Below are 16412 nucleotides of genomic sequence, written 5' to 3'. Positions count from 1 at the left end.
CATCCCCGGCGGCCAGAACCTGCGCCGCCGGCTCTCTCTTTCAAGGGGCCGACATGGCGCTTTACATCACCCCGCTTTTCGCGGGCCTGCTGACGCTGCTTTACATTTTCCTGAGTGTTCGGGTGATCGGCGTGCGCAAGAGCGAACGCATCGGCCTCGGCGATGGCGGCCATGGCGGTTTGCAAAGACGCATGCGCGCCCACGGCAACTTTGCAGAATATACCCCGCTGGGGCTGATACTCATGCTGCTTCTGGAGCTGACGGGCGCCACGCCTTGGCTGCTCTGGGCTCTGGGTGTGGGTCTTTTCACCGGCAGGGCCCTGCACGCCTACAGCGTCAGCCAGGAACCGGAGCCGCTCAGCTTCCGGATTGCAGGCATGGCTCTCACATTCACCGTTCTGGTTGTCGCGGCACTGATGTTGTTAACGCGCTCGGCAAACGGCCTGCTGACCGGCTGATCAGATCTGCTGCAGCCGGGTCTTGTGTGCGTGCGCAATGTGAAGCCGGGCAGCAGCTTCTGCTGCGGCACAGTCGCCCCGTGAAATCGCGTCTACGATTGCGGCATGTTCCTCGACCGCCGTTTCGCGCCTTTCCGGCGTATCCAGCGTCGTGCCCGCCATCAGGATGAGCGACAGGCGCAGGTGGTCGATCTGGTCGACCAGATAGCGATTGTGCGAGGCCAGGCATAGGCGGCGGTGAAACTCCCGGTTCGAGCGCACTAGGCTGTCCTTATCCGCAATGCGCTTGCGATCGGCGCTGACCAGATCCTGCAGGATCTCCACTTCCGGCTTTGACGCATGCTTGGCGGCAAGTCCGGCGGCCGTTCCTTCCAGAACTTCCCGCATGAAGTAGACTTCGTTGATCTGGCCATGATCAAGGGTCGGCACCACCATGCCACGGTTGGGCTCGTGCACGGCGAGGCCCTGGGCCTCAAGCCGTTTCAGGCCTTCGCGGATCGGCGTTCTGGAGACGCCGAATTCTTCCGCCAGGTCTGCCTCGCGCAATCGGTCGCCGGGTTTCAAGACCCGCTCTTCAATAAGGCCGATCAGCCGGTGGTAAATTTCAGATCCGTTCATGATGTCTGGTTAGCGGCAAGCTGGGGTTCGCGCAAGCAATTGCAGCTTTCGGGTCGCTTGACCTTCCGAAACACTGTCTTCCGGTAGAGAAGCGTTTTTGCGATTACCGGGAGCCGCGCCTGTCTACGCACGCTCAGGTGCCGGGCGTAAACAGTTTGCCGCCGACAACCGGCTTGCTGACACCGGTCGTGCCTGGAAAGGTGGTTGGCAGACCGGCCTTCAAACGCGCGCCCAGGAAAGCCATTGCCTGGGCTTCCAGGGCATCGCCGTCGATCCGGTAGTCGTCAGCCGACACAACATCTCCCGCAAGAAGCTTCGCCAAGGCTTTCATCAGAACCGGATTGTGCCGTCCGCCGCCGCAAACCAGCCAAAGCCGAGGAACCCGCGGCAAAAGCTTTTCCGCGCTGGCAATGGCGGCTGCCGTGAAAGCGAGCAAGGTGGCAGCGCCATCCTCCAGGCCAAGACCTTCAGCAAATTCGCCGGAGAAACTGTAGCGGTCGAGGGACTTCGGACCCGGCTCGGTCAGGAACGGATGGGTGAGCGCTGCCTGAAGACGACCTTCATCGACCGTGCCCTTTGCCGCAATCGCCCCGCCCGCGTCATAGTCGCCGGCACCGTGCTTGCGGACCCAATCGTCCAGGAAGGCATTGCCCGGTCCGATATCGAACGCCAGCAGCTTGTCGCCTTCAATATAGGTAAGATTGGAAACCCCTCCGATATTGAGGAAACACAAGGGCTCCTTGTCTTCGCCAACCAGTGTCTTGGCGAGCGCCTGATGATAGACAGGGACCAAAGGGGCTCCCTGCCCGCCTGCCACCATATCTGCCAGGCGAACGTCGCCGATCACCGGAACGTTGAGATCCGTTGCAAGAGACTGCGGATCACCCAGCTGAACCGTTTCGCCCTTGGCCGGATCGTGCCAGACCGTTTGGCCGTGAAAAACCACGGCATCCGGCGCGAGACCGTGCGTTGCCAGAAACCCCAGGATCGCCTCGGCATGGTCGCGCGTTACCGCAGCGGCGATTTCCGGCCAGTCGTCGCGTCCGGTTCCCTTGCGCGCAGCAGCTTCCAGCACCCGGCGCTTTGTCTCTGGCCGGTAGCTTGCCGTTTCCGCAGGGCCGAACCGGGCAACCGTCCGGCCGTCGGTTTCGATCCACGCCAGATCTATACCGTCGGCCGAAGTGCCCGAGATTGTCCCAAGGATGGAGTAGTGATCGCTCACAGGCTTTCCTGAACTGCCTTGAGACCGGCTTCTGCGATGTCGAACAACTCGTTCACCTGGGCTTCGGTAATGATCAGTGGCGGACAGAAGGCCATGGCGTCCAGCATGTTGCGCGAAATCAGGCCCTTGTCGTGGAACATTGCATTGGTTTTCGCGCCGAGCGCGCCGGGCGTTGCCGCAAGCGCCTCATGCGACAGTTCCGCGGCACCGATCAGCCCGATGCCGCGCGTCTCGATTACCAGCGGATTTTCCGCAAGGCCGGCAAGGCGTTTCTGGAAAGTCGGTGCGATGGCTCTGACATGACCAACCAGATCGCGCTCCTCGATGATCTTCAGGTTTTCAAGCGCGACAGCTGCTGCAACCGGGTGCCCGCTACCGGTGTAACCATGACCAAGCACGCCGATCTTGTGGCTTTCGTCCGCGATCGGCTGATAGACCGTGTCGTTGATCAGCAGCGCGGAGATCGGCTGGTAGGAGGACGACAAAGCCTTGGAGAGGGTCATCATGTCCGGCTGCAGATTGTAGGTTTCCGTGCCGAACATGTTGCCGGTCCGGCCAAATCCACAGATCACCTCATCGGCGACGAAGAGAATGTCATATTTCTTCAGAACCGGCTGAACTGCTTCCCAGTATCCGTCCGGCGGCACGACCACGCCGCCGGCGCCCATCACCGGCTCCGCAAAGAAGGCCGCGATCGTTTCCGGGCCTTCGGCCAGGATCAGGTCTTCCAGATCCTGCGCACAGCGCTTGGCGAAATCCGCCTCGCTTTCACCGTCCTTTTTCATGGTCCGGTAGTGCGGGCAGGTGGTGTGCAGGATCTGCGGCAGCGGCAGGTCGAAAGAGCGGTGGTTGTTGGGCAGGCCCGTGAGACTGGCCGAGGCGATGGTGACACCGTGGTAACCGCGGACGCGCGAAATGATCTTCTTGCGCTCCGGCTGGCCAAGCGCATTCGACCGGTACCAGATCAGCTTGATTGCCGTATCGTTGGCCTCAGACCCGGAGTTGGTGAAATAGGCCTTCGACATCGGCACGGGTGCCATCTCGACCAGCTTTTCCGCCAGCTCGATCGACGGTCCATGGCTCTTGTAGGTGAAGGTGTGGTAGTAGGGCAGCTTCTCCATCTGCCGGGCGGCCGCATCGACCAGGCGCTTTTCACCGAAGCCGACGGCAACGCTCCAGAGACCGGCCATGCCTTCGATGTAACGCTTGCCGTTGATATCCTCCACATAGATGCCTTCGCCCTTCTCGATCACCAATGCGCCTGTCTCTTCCTGACGGCGGGCGTCGGCGTATGAATGGAGCTGGAATGCCGTGTCGCGGGCTTCAAGGGAATTCGGCAGCTGTGCCATGAAGGGTCTCGTCTCAAATGCGGTTGGAAAGATCCGGCCGCAGGCGACTCAAAGGTTCCTGCGCGGTGGGGCACACGGTAGGCCATAGCCTGACAAAATTGAAGAGATTGCTTGGGACGATTTTTCCTGCAAACGAACCTCGAAAGGCCGGAGCCACGTGCGAGGCATCGCAAGTCGCGATCTTTGGCTGAAGACCGTTTGCCTGTGAGGGCCGTCACATGTCTCCGGGGCTCAGTCGGGCTATTTACATCTTGTCCGCAGAAACGGACACACCACTGGCAGGAGCAACCCTCAAGCAGATGGCCGGTGGAGCAAACGGGCGGAGGCAGAAAGCTTCCGCCCGTCCGCTTTTCGGCCAACCCGGGATCGCCTACCGCACATTCAATTTGTCGCAGAAAGCGTGCGCCGCTCCGGCATGGCTTCGTCCGCTGTCCAGAGCGCAACTTCTAGCTCCTGCACGCGCCCCCTGATTGCGACGGCTTCCCTGCGTGGCGGCATTCCCAACATCTCACCACCAACCTCGGCGGCTTTCGTCAGGGCGGTGGAAAGGACGATCGAAGCGCCACGTGACTTGCCGACCTCCATCAGCCTGCTGGCCACATTCACGCAGTCGCCGGTTGCCGCGATCTGCTGCTGGTTCTCATGCCCCAGACGCGACAGCACCACCGGACCAAAATGGCCGCCAAGGCGTACGTCGCGAATTTCGGCGTCGAGCCCGGAGGCAAGGATCCAGCCACGCACGGCAACGACGAGATCAAAGGCACAGCGACAGGCGTCAGCGGCATCCTTTGGTCCGGCGTCCGGAATGCCGAATCCGATCATCGCCCCGTCTCCCATGAAATCCAGTACCAGCCCCTTGTTGCGCGCGGCCTCATTGACGACCAGCGTATGAAAGGCCTTCAGAACATCCCGGGTTCGCGCAGGACCCAGTTTTTCCGAAAGGGCGGTGTATCCGGCCAGATCAATGAACAGGATCGCAACCGGCTGCTCCCGCGGGACCAGCAGAAAGCCGGGATCATCGGCAATACGCCGGGCAAGATCCGGCGCCTGAAACCGGCTGAGAGCCTCCCGGGCCGCCACCAGCCGGCGCACCCTGAACCATTCGAAACCTTCCCTCAGCACAGCAAGCGCGACAACCGGCGGCACGCTTGCCGCAATCGGCAATGCCGCGTTGAGCCAGATGCCCTGGTTGAAACAGATGACGACGACAGTCAGCCAACCCAGCAATAGCAGTAGGTAAACGATGGTTGCGCTGGCCAGCGGCAGGAACACGACAACGGCCATGCCCAGTAGCGTAATGGAAACGGCAGCGAGTGCATCGAAACTGCGGACCCGGCTGTCGCGTAGCAGAACCGATCCGTCCAGCAGGTTGGCAATCCCCGTCGACAGGACCTCCACCCCAGGCAGGATAGGGTCGAACGGAGATGAAAACCGGTCACCAACAGCCGACGCGGTGACACCAAGAAGCACCAGACGACCGCCAATAGCTGCCTTGGCGGCTGCGGCGTCCTGAAGAAGCGATTGCGCGCTGACGGTTCTGATGGTGCCGCCCTTGCCATAATAGTTCAGCGGTTGCTGCCACTGCAGATCCAGCGACTGCACTCGCCCGGAAATCCGGATACCTTCCGCGGTCACCGATGGAGGCGCACCCAGGAACCCGGCAACAGCCAGCATGCCAAACGAGGGAGCCAGTCCCTGGTCGGTCTTGAAAATAAGAGGGATATGGCGCGGTGTGCCGCCGGCATCGGTCGAGACATTGACGAGGCCGACGCTGGCTGCTTCCGCAAAGGCTTCAAACGGTCGCAACTCGGTTTCGGGAGCCGGCACCAGTACCGCCGCAGCCCTTTCAAGCGGGAACTGGCCACCGGCCGCAATCACCGTAGGCAGAGAAGCAAGCGCCGTCGCAAGGCCGGTGTCTGCTGCCTCGTTCGATTTCCCCATCAGCAGAATATCGATGGCCAGGGCCTTGGCGCCTGCGTCCCGGATCCGGTCAACCAGCTCGGTCAGAAACACCCTGTCGACCGGATAGTGACCGGCTGCGGCCACCGTCTGATCGTCAATGGCCACGATCACCACATCCTGCGGCGCTTCGCGCGGTCCCTTGATATGGATACGAAGATCGAGAAGCACCGTTTCCAGCCGGTCAAGCACGCTTGCCCGCCCGGCAACATGGCCCAACGCCAGGGAGCCTGCCCAAACGGCCCCGACGATCATCGCCAGGACCACGAGACAGACGTAGAGCTTCAGTTTCATTGACCGAAACGGGACATAAGCCCTGCGGCCCTTTCCGCTGACCATGTGGCCGGTGCGAAGGGAAGGCCCGGGGCGACGTCCGCTCCTTCACCGGCTGCGAGCAGCACCGTGTCGCTGCCATCCGGCCGGGACACCGACACGTGACCGCGCAAAACGAAGACTGACGTGCGCTCCGGCCCGACATCCACTGCGTAGATCGTGCCGCGAACGGCGGCAATGGCGTGAGGTGTTCGCACCTGGAACGGGCCACTGCCCGGCTCGACCTCGATCAGCATCGCATCGGTTTCGAGATCGACGTCTTCCGGGCGCGTGGCGCCTGCGGCGGTGTCGATGTTGAAAGCACTGGCTGCTTCTGCTTCGATCACGAGACCGTTCGCGCACTGAAACACAGTCCTGGGCGGATCCTGGACCTGTGTGCGTTCGCAGCCGTTCACATTTTGCGCCATGGCCGTGGAGGACGCTGCGAGCATCAACCCGATCAGGGTTCCGGCCAATTTCAATCGTCTTGTTGACATTGCAATCCCGATAGGCTTGTCAATTTTAGGTAAGGCATCGCCGTGAGATACCACCATGGTATGACACAACAACCGTTGTAACCACCGTTGTACTGGTGCTCGCATCACACGAGAAAGAGAGAATATGGCTACCGAAGAGAGTTTGAATAAGGAAAAGCTCCTGGGACAGAGCTTTATTTTCGAAGCGCTGGATGACGAGAGCCGCAAGGATCTGGCCGCTTTCGCACATGTCAAACGCTACACCGCAGGCGATATCATTTTCGACATGGGAACGCCGGGGCAAAGCATGATGGCAATTGCGGAAGGCTCGGTGCGCGTCAGCATGCCGACGCCCAGCGCCCGCGATGTTACCTTGTCGGAACTGCATCCCGGCGACATCTTCGGCGAAATTGCCCTGCTCGATGGCGGCGAGAGGTCAGCAAACGTGCGCGCCTTGACCAACTGCAAGCTGGTCGTGGTCGAACGGAGGTCTCTGCTTGAAGTGCTCAATCGCGATCCGGCTCTTTCCATCCGGCTGATCGAGCTGCTTTGCCAGCGCGTTCGCCGGTCGGACGAACGGATGATGGAAATCGGTTTTCTCGGTCTGCCGGAACGTCTCGCCCGCCTGCTGCTCCGCATCACCGTGACCGCTCCCGGCACTGAAGAAAAGCCGCTGACCAAACTGTCGCTCTCCCAGTCGGAAATCGCAGAGATGATCGGCAATACGCGAGAGACAGTGAACCGGTGCCTGCGCAAGTTCCAGAAAGCAGACCTGATCGACCTCAAGGAAGGCTGGCTGATCATCCGCAACCGGGAAGGCCTGGAGGACGTTGCGGACTTCGTGTGAGGAACACGAGAGCCGTTTTTACCAGAACTCGGGACGCGCTGGCTGTCATCAGACAGCCGATGTCGGGGCAGTGTCGCGCGTCACAGGCCCCGGCGAATGATCTCTCCTAGGTAAGAGGGACAGGCGAACACCACTTCGCCTTCACCAAGCCAAAGGAAGATCCAGATGTTCAGGAAAACCATCTTCACCGCCGTTGCCGCCGCTGCCCTGGCAACCACGACCTTCGCCCCTGCCGCCTTTGCCGGGGGCTATGGAAAAAGCAACCACAAGGGCTATCAGCACCAGTGGGCTTTTGGCGCTCGCGATGCGGTTGTGACACGGCATATCGACTGGTGCTTTGGCCGCTACAACTCCTATCGTGTTTCCGACAACACGTTCCAGTCCGGGCAAGGCTCTCGCCTGCAGTGCTCCTCTCCGTTCATTAGCCGCTGACCATTCGCCTGACAGGATACATTTGCCGGCAAAGCGGGCAGAGCACGGAGATCATATCCCGGTTCTGCCCCGCCGGAATGCGCCTCCGGCAAAAGCTAAAATCAGATGCCGTTCTCTTCAAGAAAGCGATGGATGGCACCAAGGCACACCTGCCAGGCAGGCTCCTGATCGACCAGAATGTGATTTCGGCTTTCCAGCGCCACGAATTGCGCCCCCGGGATGCCTGCCGCAACAGCCTGGCCGAGTTCCAGCGGAATGCGCTGATCGTATCTGGAGTGCAAAACGATTGTCGGCGCCTTTACCTGCCCAAGGCGGTGGCGGACATCGATACGGCCGAAGGCTTCCTGAAACCGCGCCGCGTTTTTCGGCGAGGTTGTCTGACGCTGAAAATCGTCGAACCAGTCCAGGGTTTCCGCGCTGGCATCCGGCATGAATGTTTGCGTGAAAATATGCCGGTAGGCCGGATTATCCGTTCCCCAGCCAAGTTCCGTCAGCGTGATCACCGCTTCGCGCCGGGCCTGTTCCTCCGGTGAGGCGAGAAATCGCCAGCCGGCAGCATACCCACTGATCAGGATCAGTCCGGAAACGCGCTCGGGATGACGCACGGCGTATTCAACCGACACGGCACAGCCCTGAGAAATACCCACCAGCGGAAACCGTTCCAGCCCCAGGGTATCGGCAACGACCTCAAGATCCTCGACAAAGGCGTCGAACCCGAGATCGTCCACGTCCCAATCTGACAGACCGCAGCCTCTCTCGTCGTAGCGGATCAACGTGCGGCCGCGGGAAAGCTCTGCAAAGCTTCTGCCCCAGATCGGGCTCGACCAGTCGAACTCCAGGTGGTTCAGCCAATTGGCCGCCTTCAAAATAGGTGGGCCGGACCCGATGCTGGCATAGGCGATCCTGGTGCCGTCTGCCACGTCGCAAAATCCGATATTCTGCGCTCTGAGCGCATGGGCACGGGCCTTGCGAACCCTGTCTGCCGGGTCGGCCGAACTCGTCTCGGCAAGCACGACGTGGTCAGACAAAAGACCTGGGGGTGATGTGATCCGCTGAAGGCCTGCCGGCGACGTATCACTTCGCATCCGCTGGTGCGCCTCTGCGCCTTCCGGGTCGGCTTCCAGCCACAGTCGCTGCCACTTCCGACTGGCAGCCGGGCCAACATCCCTGTGGGTCGCCAGACGCATGTAAACTTCCACCTGCGCCAGATGGACGTCTTCGCGTTCAGCCGTCAGCCAGGCATCGAAAGCCTCGTCCCCGGCACCGTCCAGGCCGTCCAGCAACATGTTCCCGAGCCGCGTGGCCATGTCCTCAAGCTCGATGACGCCAAGCATCCCTGCCTGGTTCCGAAGCCTTGCGTGAATATCGAGAATGTCGACACCGATGCCTTCAGCATCGAACTGGACGCGTTCGCGGTCGGCTATGATGCGCAACCGGTCCGGCGTATCGACCGCCCGCCGCAGCTTGCTGAGTGCCCAGCGCAGCGCCGCTTTCGGATCGTCCGGAAGGTCCCAGAACAGCTCACACAATCGCTCACGCCGATGCGGCCGCCCCGTCGCAACCAGAAACGCCAGAAGCGCCCGTGCCTTCTTGGAGGCCGGCAGAACAATTTCCTGCCCCATGGCCCTGACGCGCAGTTCCCCAAGGAGCGAAATTTCCAGCGCCTGGGACATGTATGTCTCTGAACTCACTTTGGAAAAACACTTCGCGTCTTTGTAGCACCTAAAAGAAGGCTGGTAAAACAAACCTGTCAGAACTACCGCCTGCGCCTTCGCCAATTGCCAGGTTCTACGTCCATTAACCGGAATTCCGTTATTACCCCTGGGCCTGCATCCAGCCGAGATGACCCATCACCCGCCAAAACGATCCTGAAATCGGATCAAAACGAATTATTATTGCTAAGTTTCATCGCCGCAAAAATTCTTTTCAAAGAAACAGGAAATGCGCCTTGTTTTGGACACGGTTTCAACTTAGGTAATGGACATCGATATTGTTTGTCGAACTTTGTGACTGCGCGGTTTTCCGTGTTCTGAACGATCTTCCCATCAACGTCGACCTAACCGCGCCGCCCCGCATACCGTGAGGCGCGCAAACTACCATGACCGATTGAAAGGAAATCGTTATGCCAGTAGGTACCGTAAAATTCTTCAACACCACCAAAGGCTTTGGCTTCATTCAGCCGGAAGATGGCGCTGCCGACGTGTTCGTGCACATCTCCGCTGTAGAGCGCGCAGGCATGCGCAGCCTGGTCGAAGGCCAGAAGGTCAGCTTTGAAGTTGTCCAGGACCGCCGTTCCGGCAAGTCCGCTGCTGACAACCTTCAGGAAGTCTAATTCTGCATCCAACTCTGTTCGGTGACCACGGATGTACTGGCACCGGGCAGCAGGATGAATGGAAAAGGCCGGGGTAACTCCCGGCCTTTTTTGCAACTACCACCAGTGAACGGTTGCAGACGTGCAGATGACTTCGTCCAAGGATAATGAAAGCCCGCTTCGCACACGACGGGAAACTGCGGAAAGCAAGGCGGAAACAACCCGCCGGGTCGCGCGTGAAATCAATGAGGCCGAGACATCTGCCCGCGACGCCAAGACGGCCCGGCTGAAAGCTGCAAGACTGGCGAACCAGGACAAGCAGGCAGCCGCCGCCACGAATACCGCCAAGGGCAAGTCAGCCCCGGCAAAACCCCGCAAACACATTGTGCCCAAGACCTGACGCCAGGTTTCATTCCTCTTTTTCCAGGGGCTTCTTGCGAGCACTGTCGGCAAGGCGAGTGAAACGGGCATTCAATATGGACCGCCCCTGATTGCCGTTCGGCGTTCGCTTATGCTTTTCCGCCCAAAGCCTCGGAACCATGGCACACCGTCAGGCAGTCGCCAGTTCCATGACCAGCGCCGGCTCCCTGCAACCGGGCAAGAGCTCGTATTCTACGCGTTCCACAACTGCAAATCCCAAAGATCCGTAAAAGGCGATTGCACCCGCGCTGGCGCATAGCACCGTGACCTGAAGCCGCCTTGCGCTCAAACCTTCACGTTGAACATGCAGGATCAATCTGCGTCCGGTCCCCGATCTCTGGAACGCTCGCCTGATGTAACAGCCCCAGACATAGACAGTTTCCCCACGAGCTGCGTAGACGCAGCTTCCGACGATCCGATCGTCATGAAACGCGAGGACCACCCGTTCATCCGTCGCAGGCAGAATGCCACCCAGATCGTCTCCGGCAAGGGATTCGACCATCGCAGTGGCAATGTCGCTGCCCAATTGCTCCTGGTAGGTTTCGCGCCAGCACGTTACAAGAAAAGCCCTGAGACGGGATCTGGGCAGGCCGTCTGATAGTTCGCCATCAGACGCAAATTCGACCAGCTCCACCACGTTTCCTGTTCCTGGTTCATCAGGCACTGACAGACGAGGAACACCTCTTCTCGCTGATGGGCGGAACAGGTTCTCCAGCAACCTAACGGTGGCTTGAACCGAATGTTTTTTCAAGCAGCGTCGAATTGGAACCTGAAGCACCTTCGCCAACCGCTTCAAGTTGATCCTGCGTGGTCATGCGCTCGTACGCTTCCCCATCGGACTGTATGCGATACTGCGGCACGCCATCGCGAGCAGGCAACCTGCCTGTCACACGATACGTCAGGCCGGACAAACCCTTGCCACCGAATACGTTTTTCAGGCGGACGGCCTGCCCTATCCTGAAACTGTGGTCCGAAGAGCCACCCGTGGCTCTTCCCTGGCTGGTATTTGTGACCGTTTTCCTGGTCATGATAACTGGGTATCCTTTGATTTGAAGAATTCGCCGGCTGAGATCCGCCAAGTGACGCTATGCTATCGACAGATACGTGCATCGGCCTGTTCAACCGGCATACGGTGGCCGCTTCCGTGAACTGCTCTTGATCCAACGAGGCAAAATGCATGACGGAAAGCGGTAAACCTCTGCGCCGCCGAACGTGTCATGACCGGTTTCGCGGGCACACTTATCCAGGGAGGGCGCAGGCTTAAGCAGCACCCTGACAAGGAAAAAATACACTCATGTACTTTGAATTTTCATGACAAAACAGGCGGTAAGATTAATTTTTATTTTGTTTCGCGCTTATTTTTCTAATTTTCAGCATACACATTTTACAATAATAATCAAACATCAAAATATTTTGAGATTTTATTTCTTCCAATTCTTTTGGAACGACCCGATACGACCCCTTCTTATAGGGACCATCCAAGCCGGGCGACCGTAATCACCTGCCCAAGAACATCCGGCATGTGTCATCGGAAACAAGATCCGATTTCCCGGATCAGGCACGTTGGGATTCGGCAAATCACCCGCTGACAACCAGGCCTTCAAACGAGATTGGCGCCCCCAATAACCTGTCCGATCCATCGCATGGAAAGCAGGAATCCAACGCACGAATGTAGCTATTGCAGAGACGGCAAATGCTGAAGTTACTTCCTGGAAACTGTCCAGACAGGCCGAGAACGCTTCAGCGCAATGCACACAGGTGCAAGCAGATCAAATACTGATGGTGCAGGAAAAATGGCGCGCCTAGATGGCGATACTTCGAACGAATTGTTTGAAGTCCTGGCCGACTGGAACACCCAATTAGAGCACCTGAGATCGAATGATCCTCCGGTGCCGCCATGCCCATAGTATCGCGATTTGAGGCATCGGCCAACAAAACACCTAACAGCGCCCCCAAGCGCAAGCGTCCCGCGCCGCTCAGCATTCGATTGAATGATGCCGAACGCGCTCAGCTTGTCCGTGAAGCCAAGGGCCAGCCTTTAAGCACCTATATCAAAGCCAAGGCGCTCGGCGTTGCACCTGTCCGTCTGCGCCGCTCCGGCCTCTCCGTCGAGGACCGCAAAGCACTTGCTCAGGCGCTCGCCCTGTTAGGCAAGAGCAACCTCACTCCCTCGCTCAATCAGATAGCCCGTGCGGTTGATGTCGGCGTTCTCCCCGTCACCCCGGAAACAGAAGAAACGCTTTCCCGCTCGCTTAGGGCCGTTTGCGAACTGCGCCGCCTTCTCGTTCTCGCCTTGGGATTACAGGAGGCGAATGAATGATCTTAAAAGCCTCCCAACGTGGCGGCGGGCAAGACCTGGCCGCTCATCTCATGCGCGTCGATGATAACGAGCATGTACTTGTCCATGAGCTTCGCGGCTTTGCCTCCGACAATTTGAAAGGCGCTTTCAAAGAAAGTGAAGCGATAAGTCGTGGCACCAATTGCCGCCAGTATCTTTTCTCGCTGAGCCTAAACCCGCCTGCGGGTGAAAGCGTCCCTGTCGAGACCTTCGAAGGCGCGATAGGTCAGATCGAAGAACGTCTCGGCCTTCAAGATCAGCCGCGCGCGATTGTCTTCCATGAAAAAGAAGGCCGCCGTCATGCGCATTGCGTGTGGTCCCGCATTGACGCTGAAACCATGACGGCCAAGCAGCTCTCGTTTTTCAAGAACAAGCTGCAATCAGTCTCGCGTGACCTTTACCTGGAAAACGGCTGGAATCTGCCGAACGGCTTAAAAAGCCCGTCCGAACGTGACCCGACAAACTTCAATTTGGCCGAATGGCAGCAAGCCAAGCGGCAAGGCATTGATCCGCGCTGGCTGAAACAAGTGGCGCAAGATGCCTGGCAACGCTCGGACGGTGGCAAAGCTTTTGCCCACGCTATGCGTGATAACGGGCTTTTCCTTGCCAGGGGTGATCGGCGCGGCTTCGTCGCGCTCGATCATAACGGCGAGGTTTACGCGCTCGCCCGCCTTCTGAGCCTGAAAAATAAAGAGGTGAATGCGCGGCTCGGTAAACCCGACAAGCTTTCAAGCGTCGAAGAGGCCCGGGCAATCATCAGCAAACGCATGACGCCTGCAATCCGCGCCCACATCAACGAGGCGCGCGAAAAGTACAAAGACGAAGCGGCCAAGCTTGCCAAATACAAATCCGAACTTACCGCCCTTCATCGCCAGGCCCGTTCCAAGCTGGAAGAACGCCAGCGCAAGGAATGGGACGCGGAAAACCTGCGGCGCGCAGAGCGATTGCCGCGCGGCCTTCGCGGTTTGTGGCATCGCCTCACTGGCAAGTACCAGGAAATCCGGCAGGCAAATGAAATTGAGGCCAGTTCAACGCGGCTGCGTCATGCGGATCAGCGGCAAGAATTAATCGAAAAACAGTTAAGCCAGCGCGCCGTCCTGCAAGAACGCATTAAAGGCTTGCGCAAAGCCCAAGCGGACCAGCTTCGAAGCTTACGTCAGGACGTCGCCCGCTTCCTCACCCTTTCAAAAGCTCCACCTGCCCCCGCGCGCAGCCGGGGCGTTTCGCCTGGCCTCAAGCTCTCACGATAGGAGGACTTTGCAATGAACAACAACGGAAACGAGTTCGCGGCGGCGCTGCTAATGCTCGTCGCTGGTGCGTTTGCGGTTTATATCGCTCTCATAGTCGCAATTTATCTGCTTTTCTTTCTGGCAATCTTTGCGGCCTTTGTCGCTTTTGCCTGGACGTTTGTCTGCCTGATTGCCTGGTTCTTTCCGTTTCGCCTCGGGCCAATCTATCTGGATAGCGAAAGCGCCCGCGCCTTCATCCTGCGCGGCATTTACGGCGCAATCATCCTGCCGGGTTTCCTGCTGTTTGCCGATGCCGTTTTAGACGTCAAAATTCACTGGCAATATCTGCACCTTTACATGGTGCTTGGCTATACGCTGCTCTCAGTTGGCCTTGGGTATTTGTTCGCTGGCCGCGTCAATATCCCGCATGTCTATTACGACGCGCCGCCGCAGCACTACCGGAGCCTTCCAGCCCAGCCTAAACAAGAATATCTGCCGCCGCCTCCGAATAAGCCGCGCTATGCAAGCTGGGACGATGAAGAGGAGTTTCGGTGAGCATTCGTCTCTTTATGAGCCTCTATCAGACATGGTGGATGTTCAAATCTCATTCGCAGCAACGTCTCGCCTGGGATGATGCAAGGCAAGCGCGCATTGCCAGGCTTAAGGCGGAAGAAGCCGCCGCGATTCAGCTTCAAGCGATGCTGGATGCCAACCCAAGCGGCGCGCTCGGCCATTCCAAACTCAATGACATCGAAGCACTTAAAAAAGAGGGTTTGCTATGAACGCACTTGCGCCCTCTTACCGCCGCATCCGGCAAGGAATTGAATTGGGCTTCATTGACGGTCAGCCTGTGATCTATAACGGCACTGAACCTGTTGCCATTGATGCGCAGGCGGGCAAAGGAAAGCTCACGCGATTTCTGGGCGTCAATCTGGTTTCCCCGCGAACGGCGCATCTCACCAAGATCATTCCTGACCCAAAAGACGCCGAACTTGCCTGGGTATCTTGGAAGACCTTAGAGCGGCAAGGCTACCGCGTCCGCTTCATCAATCCCGGCCAACTCTACGGCTATCCGGGCGAAACTTACAATCTCAACACACGGCTCTTGGAGATCGCTTCTGAGCCTCGGCTTCGCTCGCTCGTCGGCGAAACCGCCTATGACGCCGCCAGCTATCTCATTCCGATTGACCCGAACCCAGCCCATCGTTGGATTGGGCAAGGCGTCCGCTCTGCCTCTGCGCTCTATTACAAAATCACGGCGCTTTACCCGTCCGACAAGTGGCCTTGTAATCCCGGCGGTCTATGGGATTTTTATGCGCGTAGCCCCGATGAAATAGAGCTTGATCTGCTGGAATGGTCGCTTGATCCCCGCCTGCAAGATGATGCGGGTATGTGCCGCCAAATAGCCAGCTTTACCGAATCCCGCGATCAGTGGAACGCCTATGCATCCCTTTTTATGGAACGGCTGCAAGGGTTTCAGCCGGGTTCTACCGGGCGTTACGCAACCGAAACAAGCTCCTTCGATCCCGCCGATATGAAGAATGAGCGCACAGCGCTTTTTATTCTCGGCTCTGCCCGCAGTGAAACAAGCCGCAACTTCGTCGGCGCGATGACAGCGGCCATCGTTGAACGCTTTGTCGAAGCGCATGGCCCGCTTCGCGCGCTTGTCGTTGGTGAAGAATGGGGCCAGCTTTACGTCTCCAATTTCTATGAAATTCTCACGCTCTATCGCCAGGGCGGTATCAACTTCCTGGGCGTATTTCAAAATGCTGCTGCGCAGATTGAAACCAAGTACGGCAAAGAGACCGCGCGGATTTGGAAGAAGGCTGTCGCGCATATGCTCTATCGCGGCTTACCAGAAAACGACACGCTGAAAGAAATTGAACATCGCTCCGGTAAAACAAGCGTCATGGTTCGCGGTTTCAACGTCAATCAGAACCAGGTCAACGGCTCTGGCGATAGCCTCTCCGAACAATCGCGCCCGCTGCTTCAAGTCGAAGATATTCGCGCGGCAACAGGAGGCGAAACCGCTCTGCTCGAATCCCGTGACCTGGGGTATTTCGTTGTCGATATGCCGAACTTCTGGGAACGCCCGGAAATGGATGGCTATTTGCGCGATGTTCGCGAAAAGCCGGATTGTTATGAGTGGCTCCGAAAATCCATAGCCATGGCCGTTGAAAGCAAGCCCCCTCCTACCGATAGAGACCTACTCAGCATTCTGGAAGAAGCGCGATCCGATCTGTAATTCATTAAGGCGGGTTCGATCCCATCGAACCTTGCCCTTCGGCGAGAATGGGGGGCAAGCGGAAAGAGCCTTCGCGGGGACCCTGCTGCAATGAGCGAAGCGACATGAAGCTGGGCGGAAGACTCTTGCAGCGCGCCAGGGGCAAAGCCCCTAGTAATTGGACCAGATACTTAATGTCTCTACTAATTGAAATCGA

General features: G+C 58.5%; 18 protein-coding genes. 10 read left to right on the top strand and 8 right to left on the bottom strand.

Going from position 1 to position 16412, the window contains the following annotated elements:
* Positions 1–53 precede the first annotated feature (53 nt).
* Positions 54–458, top strand: coding sequence for an MAPEG family protein (locus tag J7447_RS18940; RefSeq protein ID WP_209170574.1), 405 nt, complete (start codon positions 54–56; stop codon positions 456–458).
* Here J7447_RS18940 and J7447_RS18935 read toward each other — a convergent pair whose 3' ends face one another.
* The 5 genes from J7447_RS18935 to J7447_RS18915 form a co-directional block, all read right to left on the bottom strand.
* Complete coding sequence (locus tag J7447_RS18935) at positions 459–1076, bottom strand: GntR family transcriptional regulator (RefSeq protein ID WP_023002238.1); 618 nt, start codon at positions 1074–1076, stop codon at positions 459–461. It abuts the gene before it with no gap.
* A 133-nt stretch (positions 1077–1209) separates the two neighbouring features.
* Positions 1210–2298 carry an anhydro-N-acetylmuramic acid kinase gene (locus J7447_RS18930; protein WP_209170573.1) on the bottom strand — a complete coding sequence of 363 codons (1089 nt, stop codon included), beginning with the start codon at positions 2296–2298 and terminating at the stop codon, positions 1210–1212.
* Positions 2295–3647 (bottom strand): aspartate aminotransferase family protein, encoded by a 1353-nt coding sequence (locus J7447_RS18925; protein WP_023002240.1) that lies wholly within the window; start codon positions 3645–3647, stop codon positions 2295–2297. The genes J7447_RS18930 and J7447_RS18925 overlap by 4 nt, the downstream gene beginning before the upstream one ends.
* Before the next feature lie 381 nt (positions 3648–4028).
* Positions 4029–5900 (bottom strand): adenylate/guanylate cyclase domain-containing protein, encoded by a 1872-nt coding sequence (locus tag J7447_RS18920; protein ID WP_209170572.1) that lies wholly within the window; start codon positions 5898–5900, stop codon positions 4029–4031.
* Positions 5897–6415, bottom strand: coding sequence for a FecR family protein (locus tag J7447_RS18915; protein WP_075284314.1), 519 nt, complete (start codon positions 6413–6415; stop codon positions 5897–5899). Before J7447_RS18915 ends, J7447_RS18920 begins: the two co-directional genes overlap by 4 nt.
* Positions 6416–6539: 124 nt before the next feature.
* On the opposite strand from J7447_RS18915, the gene J7447_RS18910 reads away from it, so the two are divergent.
* Positions 6540–7241 (top strand): Crp/Fnr family transcriptional regulator, encoded by a 702-nt coding sequence (locus J7447_RS18910; protein WP_023002243.1) that lies wholly within the window; start codon positions 6540–6542, stop codon positions 7239–7241.
* 165 nt (positions 7242–7406) lie between these two features.
* Positions 7407–7673, top strand: a complete 267-nt coding sequence (locus tag J7447_RS31550; protein WP_023002244.1) for a BA14K family protein — start codon at positions 7407–7409, stop codon at positions 7671–7673.
* A 101-nt stretch (positions 7674–7774) separates the two neighbouring features.
* On the opposite strand, the gene J7447_RS18900 is transcribed toward J7447_RS31550, so the two are convergent.
* Positions 7775–9346 (bottom strand): alpha/beta hydrolase, encoded by a 1572-nt coding sequence (locus tag J7447_RS18900; protein WP_209170571.1) that lies wholly within the window; start codon positions 9344–9346, stop codon positions 7775–7777.
* Between the two features lie 449 nt (positions 9347–9795).
* On the opposite strand from J7447_RS18900, the gene J7447_RS18895 reads away from it, so the two are divergent.
* Together J7447_RS18895 and J7447_RS18890 are read left to right on the top strand one after the other, a co-directional pair.
* Positions 9796–10005, top strand: a complete 210-nt coding sequence (locus tag J7447_RS18895) for a cold-shock protein (protein WP_023002246.1) — start codon at positions 9796–9798, stop codon at positions 10003–10005.
* Positions 10006–10132: 127 nt separating this feature from the next.
* Positions 10133–10384, top strand: coding sequence for a hypothetical protein (locus J7447_RS18890; RefSeq protein WP_209170570.1), 252 nt, complete (start codon positions 10133–10135; stop codon positions 10382–10384).
* A gap of 150 nt (positions 10385–10534) precedes the next feature.
* Here J7447_RS18890 and J7447_RS18885 read toward each other — a convergent pair whose 3' ends face one another.
* Together J7447_RS18885 and J7447_RS18880 are read right to left on the bottom strand one after the other, a co-directional pair.
* Positions 10535–11041 carry a GNAT family N-acetyltransferase gene (locus J7447_RS18885; RefSeq protein ID WP_209170569.1) on the bottom strand — a complete coding sequence of 169 codons (507 nt, stop codon included), beginning with the start codon at positions 11039–11041 and terminating at the stop codon, positions 10535–10537.
* Between the two features lie 82 nt (positions 11042–11123).
* On the bottom strand, positions 11124–11432 hold the full coding sequence (locus J7447_RS18880) for a hypothetical protein (protein ID WP_209170568.1): 309 nt from the start codon (positions 11430–11432) through the stop codon (positions 11124–11126).
* Between the two features lie 869 nt (positions 11433–12301).
* Here J7447_RS18880 and J7447_RS18875 point away from each other — a divergent pair.
* The 5 genes from J7447_RS18875 to J7447_RS18855 are packed head-to-tail and all read left to right on the top strand — an operon-like array spanning position 12302 to position 16216.
* Positions 12302–12724, top strand: a complete 423-nt coding sequence (locus J7447_RS18875) for a hypothetical protein (RefSeq protein WP_209170567.1) — start codon at positions 12302–12304, stop codon at positions 12722–12724.
* A complete protein-coding gene (locus tag J7447_RS18870) occupies positions 12721–13992 on the top strand; it encodes a relaxase/mobilization nuclease domain-containing protein (RefSeq protein ID WP_209170566.1) in 1272 nt (423 codons plus the stop codon). The genes J7447_RS18875 and J7447_RS18870 overlap by 4 nt, the downstream gene beginning before the upstream one ends.
* Before the next feature lie 12 nt (positions 13993–14004).
* Positions 14005–14526, top strand: coding sequence for a hypothetical protein (locus J7447_RS18865; RefSeq protein ID WP_209170565.1), 522 nt, complete (start codon positions 14005–14007; stop codon positions 14524–14526).
* Positions 14523–14753, top strand: a complete 231-nt coding sequence (locus tag J7447_RS18860) for a hypothetical protein (protein WP_209170564.1) — start codon at positions 14523–14525, stop codon at positions 14751–14753. Before J7447_RS18865 ends, J7447_RS18860 begins: the two co-directional genes overlap by 4 nt.
* A complete protein-coding gene (locus tag J7447_RS18855) occupies positions 14750–16216 on the top strand; it encodes a TraM recognition domain-containing protein (RefSeq protein WP_209170563.1) in 1467 nt (488 codons plus the stop codon). Before J7447_RS18860 ends, J7447_RS18855 begins: the two co-directional genes overlap by 4 nt.
* Positions 16217–16412 lie beyond the last annotated feature (196 nt).

The sequence above is a fragment of the Labrenzia sp. R5_0 genome, assembly GCF_017743835.1.
In the GTDB taxonomy this organism is placed as follows: domain Bacteria; phylum Pseudomonadota; class Alphaproteobacteria; order Rhizobiales; family Stappiaceae; genus Roseibium; species Roseibium algicola.
The sequence above is the reverse complement of the archived record's forward strand: the minus strand, read 5'-3'. Positions and strand labels throughout refer to the sequence as shown.

What these genes read in the sequence shown, in the direction of transcription:
- J7447_RS18875 (WP_209170567.1), top strand. Translation starts at nt 12,302, where the DNA reads ATGCCCATAGTATCGCGATTTGAGGCATCGGCCAACAAAACACCTAAC.
- J7447_RS18920 (WP_209170572.1), bottom strand. Translation starts at nt 5,900, where the DNA reads ATGAAACTGAAGCTCTACGTCTGTCTCGTGGTCCTGGCGATGATCGTC.
- J7447_RS18890 (WP_209170570.1), top strand. Translation starts at nt 10,133, where the DNA reads ATGACTTCGTCCAAGGATAATGAAAGCCCGCTTCGCACACGACGGGAA.
- J7447_RS18925 (WP_023002240.1), bottom strand. Translation starts at nt 3,647, where the DNA reads ATGGCACAGCTGCCGAATTCCCTTGAAGCCCGCGACACGGCATTCCAG.
- J7447_RS18855 (WP_209170563.1), top strand. Translation starts at nt 14,750, where the DNA reads ATGAACGCACTTGCGCCCTCTTACCGCCGCATCCGGCAAGGAATTGAA.
- J7447_RS18865 (WP_209170565.1), top strand. Translation starts at nt 14,005, where the DNA reads ATGAACAACAACGGAAACGAGTTCGCGGCGGCGCTGCTAATGCTCGTC.
- J7447_RS31550 (WP_023002244.1), top strand. Translation starts at nt 7,407, where the DNA reads ATGTTCAGGAAAACCATCTTCACCGCCGTTGCCGCCGCTGCCCTGGCA.
- J7447_RS18895 (WP_023002246.1), top strand. Translation starts at nt 9,796, where the DNA reads ATGCCAGTAGGTACCGTAAAATTCTTCAACACCACCAAAGGCTTTGGC.
- J7447_RS18910 (WP_023002243.1), top strand. Translation starts at nt 6,540, where the DNA reads ATGGCTACCGAAGAGAGTTTGAATAAGGAAAAGCTCCTGGGACAGAGC.
- J7447_RS18870 (WP_209170566.1), top strand. Translation starts at nt 12,721, where the DNA reads ATGATCTTAAAAGCCTCCCAACGTGGCGGCGGGCAAGACCTGGCCGCT.
- J7447_RS18915 (WP_075284314.1), bottom strand. Translation starts at nt 6,415, where the DNA reads ATGTCAACAAGACGATTGAAATTGGCCGGAACCCTGATCGGGTTGATG.
- J7447_RS18880 (WP_209170568.1), bottom strand. Translation starts at nt 11,432, where the DNA reads ATGACCAGGAAAACGGTCACAAATACCAGCCAGGGAAGAGCCACGGGT.
- J7447_RS18935 (WP_023002238.1), bottom strand. Translation starts at nt 1,076, where the DNA reads ATGAACGGATCTGAAATTTACCACCGGCTGATCGGCCTTATTGAAGAG.
- J7447_RS18940 (WP_209170574.1), top strand. Translation starts at nt 54, where the DNA reads ATGGCGCTTTACATCACCCCGCTTTTCGCGGGCCTGCTGACGCTGCTT.
- J7447_RS18900 (WP_209170571.1), bottom strand. Translation starts at nt 9,346, where the DNA reads ATGTCCCAGGCGCTGGAAATTTCGCTCCTTGGGGAACTGCGCGTCAGG.